This window comes from Kluyvera sp., from assembly GCF_965301105.1.
On sequence record NZ_CBDKZX010000152.1, the window covers coordinates 1 to 4,379 of the forward strand.

Below are 4,379 nucleotides of genomic sequence, written 5' to 3' on the forward strand. Positions count from 1 at the left end.
GGTGAGAACCTTCGATTAAGGTTCGACTCGAGCGAAAGCGAGAGAACGTTGCCAACGGCAACGGCCCGTAGGGTGAGGAGCGAAGCGACGAATAATCCTTCCCCCACCACCATCTTCAAGCTTTACCTACAATTTGAATTGCCCCTGGTGGGGTTCCCGAGCGGCCAAAGGGAGCAGACTGTAAATCTGCCGTCATCGACTTCGAAGGTTCGAATCCTTCCCCCACCACCATCATCTCCGGTAGTACCTCTTTCCATTAAATATTCAAATCTCTCTCAGTCATTTCTTTTATTTCTCTAGCTCTATCTTGCCTCTCTGCCATATATATCCCGGCGGCGCTGCGCTTGGCCGGGGAAAAAACCGCAAAAAAAACCCCGCCGAAGCGGGGTTTAGAGCGTCACAGCACCGTATTAATGGCGTGCACGAACAATCTGATACTTGCGGGTCAGGTACTCGACCGGCACGCTCCAGATATGTACCAGGCGCGAGAATGGGAACAACAGGAACAGCGTCATGCCCAGCACCAGGTGCATACGGAAGATAAAGGCTACACCGTCCAGATGTGCGGAGGCGCCACCATGGAAGGTCACCACGGACTGCGCCCAGCCGACCAGCTTCATCATTTCACTCCCGTCCATATGCTGGGCGGAGAACGGAATGGTCAGCAGGCCCAGCGCGCACTGGATAACCAGCACGGAGAGCACCAGAATATCGGCGCCGGTCGTGGTCGCACGCACCCGTGGGCTAAACAGACGGCGTTTGAGCAGCAGCACACCACCGACCAGGCACATCAGACCTGCCGCGCCACCGCCAAACATCGCCATCTTCTGTTTCACTTCCAGCGGCAGCCACGCTTCGTACATCCAGTGCGGAGTCAGCATCCCCAGGAAGTGACCAGCAAATACCCCCAGAATCCCGATATGGAACAGGTTCGATGCCAGGTTCATCCCTTTGCGATCCAGCATCTGGCTGGAAGCGGCACGCCAGGTGTACTGGCCGTAGTCGTAGCGCAGCCAACTGCCAATCAGGAAGACAGAACCCGCGATGTACGGATAAATGTCAAAGAAGAACATATTCAGGAAGTGCATTATTGCTGTCCTCCGTTAGAGATATTCAAATATTGCGGGGCCACGGCTCCGGCAAAACGACGCTGGTGATTGGCGATTTCCGAATCACCGCAGCCCTGGTCGGCAAAGAATTTCACCTGCTCTTCTTCCCATACCGCATCCAGCGCCTGTGGCGTATCATCGCGGGCTTCGTCCGCAATTTTTTCCGCCACTTTCGCTTCATCTACCGCACTCTTGGCGAGCTTCAACAACTGTTCGAACAGCACCGCATAGCGGCTCTCACGCTGTTGCAAGCGTGCGCAGAGCAGCGCCAGAATCGGCGCGATATCCTGTAGGCCACCAACCGCTTCACTCTCTGGCAGCTGTGCCAGATACTCCAGATACAGCGGCAGGTGATCCGGCAGCTCGCGGCTGTCGAGGACCAGACCGTGCTGCTCATACTGATTCAGCAGATCGACCATTGCCTGCCCGCGATCTCGGGATTCGCCGTGAACGTGTTCGAATAGCAGCAGCGAGGTGGCGCGACCACGGTCAAACAGTTCACTGTAGGCCGCCTGAGCGTCCAGCAGATCCTGCGCGGTTAAATCACGCAGGAAGATGCCCAGCGCCTGAGCATCCGCTTTTTCCAGTCTGTCTGATTCAGACAATACGTCGAAGAGTTCGCCTTGATGCTGCCATAAGGCAGCATCCGGGTACTCAAGGAGACGTGAAATCACCACGAGTTCAATCATGCGTGCGGCTCCGTTTTGCTGCTCACATCCACCGAATCGATACGGCGGCTGTTGAACAGGTTGAACTTGCTGTCCGAACCGTGGCATCCGTCACCGAAGCTAAAGCCACAACCGTTTTTCTCCGGGAACGCTTCGCGCGCTTGTTCACGGTGACTGCTTGGCACCACAAAGCGGTCTTCGTAGTTGGCAATCGCCAGATAGCGGTACATTTCCTGCGCCTGTGCTTCGGTCAGACCCACCTCTTCCAGCGCACGGGTATCGATAACGCCATCGACGGTTTCCGTACGTTTGAAGTGACGCATCGCCAGCATACGTTTCAGCGCCAGCAGCACCGGTGCGGTGTCGCCAGCGGTCAGCAGGTTCGCCAGGTATTGCACCGGAATACGCAGACTTTCAACGTCCGGCAGGATACCGTTGCTGCCCAACTCGCCCGCATCGGCGGCGGACTGAATCGGCGACAATGGCGGCACGTACCAGACCATCGGCAGCGTACGGTATTCCGGGTGCAGCGGCAGCGCCAGCTTCCAGTCCATCGCCATTTTGTAGACCGGCGATTTCTGCGCCGCGTCAATCACGCTCAGCGGGATACCGTCTTTCTGCGCCTGTTCAATCACTTTCGGATCGTTCGGGTCGAGGAACACGTCCAGCTGACGCTGATACAGATCTTTCTCGTTTTCGGTGCTGGCTGCGGTTTCAATCGCATCCGCGTCATACAGCAGCACGCCGAGGTAACGAATACGGCCTACGCAAGTTTCTGAACACACGGTCGGCTGACCCGCTTCAATACGCGGATAGCAGAAGATGCATTTTTCAGATTTGCCGCTCTTCCAGTTGAAGTAGATCTTCTTGTACGGGCAACCGGTAATACACATACGCCAGCCGCGGCACTTGTCCTGGTCGATCAGCACAATGCCGTCTTCTTCACGCTTGTAGATGGCACCGCTTGGGCAGGTTGCCACGCACGCCGGATTGAGGCAGTGCTCGCACAGACGCGGCAGGTACATCATGAAGGTATTCTCGAACTGGCCGTACATCGCCTTTTGCATGTTCTCGAAGTTTTTGTCTTTCGACAGCTTCTCGAACTCACCGCCGAGGTCGTCTTCCCAGTTCGGACCTTTGGTGATTTTGTCCATACGCTTGCCGGTAATCAGCGAGCGCGGACGGGCAATGGGCTGTGCTTTGCTATCCGCAGGTGCGTTATGCAGAGTCTGGTAGTCAAAATCAAACGGCTCGTAGTAATCATCCAGCCCCGGCAAATGCGGGTTGGCAAAGATTTTACCCAGCAGCAGCGCTTTGTTGCCCATGCGCGGCACCAGCTTGCCATTGATTTTACGGATCCAACCGCCTTTATATTTCTCCTGATCTTCCCAGTCGGTCGGGAAACCGGTGCCCGGCTTGGTTTCAACGTTGTTGAACCACGCGTACTCGGTCCCTTCACGGCTGGTCCAGACGTTTTTACAGGTGACTGAGCAGGTATGACAGCCGATGCATTTATCGAGATTCAGCACCATGCCGACTTGTGAACGAATTTTCATTTTACGCTCTCCTGTACCTGGTCATTGCCTTCGCCATCCAGCCAGTTAATGTTCTTCATCTTACGTACCACCACGAACTCATCACGGTTAGAACCTACGGTGCCGTAGTAGTTAAAGCCGTAGGCCAGGTGCGCATAGCCACCAATCATATGGGTCGGTTTTGGCGTAATGCGGGTCACCGAGTTATGGATACCGCCGCGCTGACCGGTAATTTCTGAACCCGGCAGGTTCACGATACGTTCCTGCGCGTGGTACATCATGGTCATCCCGGCCGGTACACGCTGGCTCACGACCGCACGCGCGGTCAGTGCGCCGTTGTTGTTGAAGACTTCGATCCAGTCGTTGTCTTCAATACCGATCTCTTTGGCATCTTCTTCACTCATCCATACCACCGGGCCGCCGCGACCTAAGGTCAGCATCAGCAGGTTGTCGCTGTAGGTGGAGTGAATGCCCCATTTCTGGTGCGGCGTCAGGAAGTTCAGCGCCTTCTCCGGGTAACCGTTGGATTTCTTACCCATCACCTCTTTCACCGAACGGGTGTCGATAGGCGGACGGTAAACCAGCAGGCTTTCACCGAAGTCACGCATCCACTGGTGGTCCTGATACAAGGACTGACGACCCGAGAGCGTACGCCATGGGATCAGCTCATGAACGTTGGTATAACCGGCGTTGTAAGAGACGTGCTCATCTTCCAGGCCAGACCAGGTCGGGCTGGAGATAATCTTGCGCGGCTGCGCCTGAATATCGCGGAAGCGAATTTTCTCGTCTTCTTTATTCAGCGCCAGATGGGTGTGGTCGCGACCGGTAAACTCGCTCAGCGCCGCCCAGGCTTTCACCGCCACCTGACCGTTGGTTTCCGGCGCCAGAGTGAGGATCATCTCTGCGGCATCAATCGCGGTATCCAGCATTGGCTGACCTTTCGCCGGGCCTTCCGCCTTGGTGTAGTTGAGCTTACGCAGCAGATCCATTTCGCTCTGGGTGTTCCAGGCAATGCCTTTACCGCCGTTACCGATTTTCTCCATCAGCGGGCCGATAGAGGTAAAGCG

At 55.9% G+C, this 4,379-nt stretch carries 4 protein-coding genes, 1 tRNA gene and 1 other RNA gene; 2 read left to right on the plus strand and 4 right to left on the minus strand.

Annotation, left to right across the window (positions count from 1 at the left end; translation table 11 throughout):
* Positions 1–112, plus strand: a non-coding RNA gene (locus ACW14G_RS22385) — RtT sRNA; the annotation flags it as partial.
* 34 nt (positions 113–146) lie between these two features.
* Positions 147–231: transfer RNA gene (locus ACW14G_RS22390), tRNA-Tyr, on the plus strand.
* 179 nt (positions 232–410) lie between these two features.
* Here the strand turns inward: ACW14G_RS22390 and narI are convergent.
* From narI to ACW14G_RS22410, 4 genes are all read right to left on the minus strand, one after another.
* Positions 411–1,088, minus strand: a complete 678-nt coding sequence (narI, locus tag ACW14G_RS22395; protein ID WP_064544999.1) for a respiratory nitrate reductase subunit gamma — start codon at positions 1,086–1,088, stop codon at positions 411–413.
* Positions 1,088–1,798, minus strand: a complete 711-nt coding sequence (gene narJ, locus ACW14G_RS22400) for a nitrate reductase molybdenum cofactor assembly chaperone (RefSeq protein WP_249023190.1) — start codon at positions 1,796–1,798, stop codon at positions 1,088–1,090. The genes narI and narJ overlap by 1 nt, the downstream gene beginning before the upstream one ends.
* Complete coding sequence (gene narH / locus ACW14G_RS22405) at positions 1,795–3,333, minus strand: nitrate reductase subunit beta (RefSeq protein WP_163448663.1); 1,539 nt, start codon at positions 3,331–3,333, stop codon at positions 1,795–1,797. Before narH ends, narJ begins: the two co-directional genes overlap by 4 nt.
* On the minus strand, positions 3,330–4,379 hold a 1,050-nt coding region (locus ACW14G_RS22410; RefSeq protein WP_455648825.1), incomplete at its 5' end, for a molybdopterin dinucleotide binding domain-containing protein. The genes ACW14G_RS22410 and narH, both read right to left, overlap by 4 nt.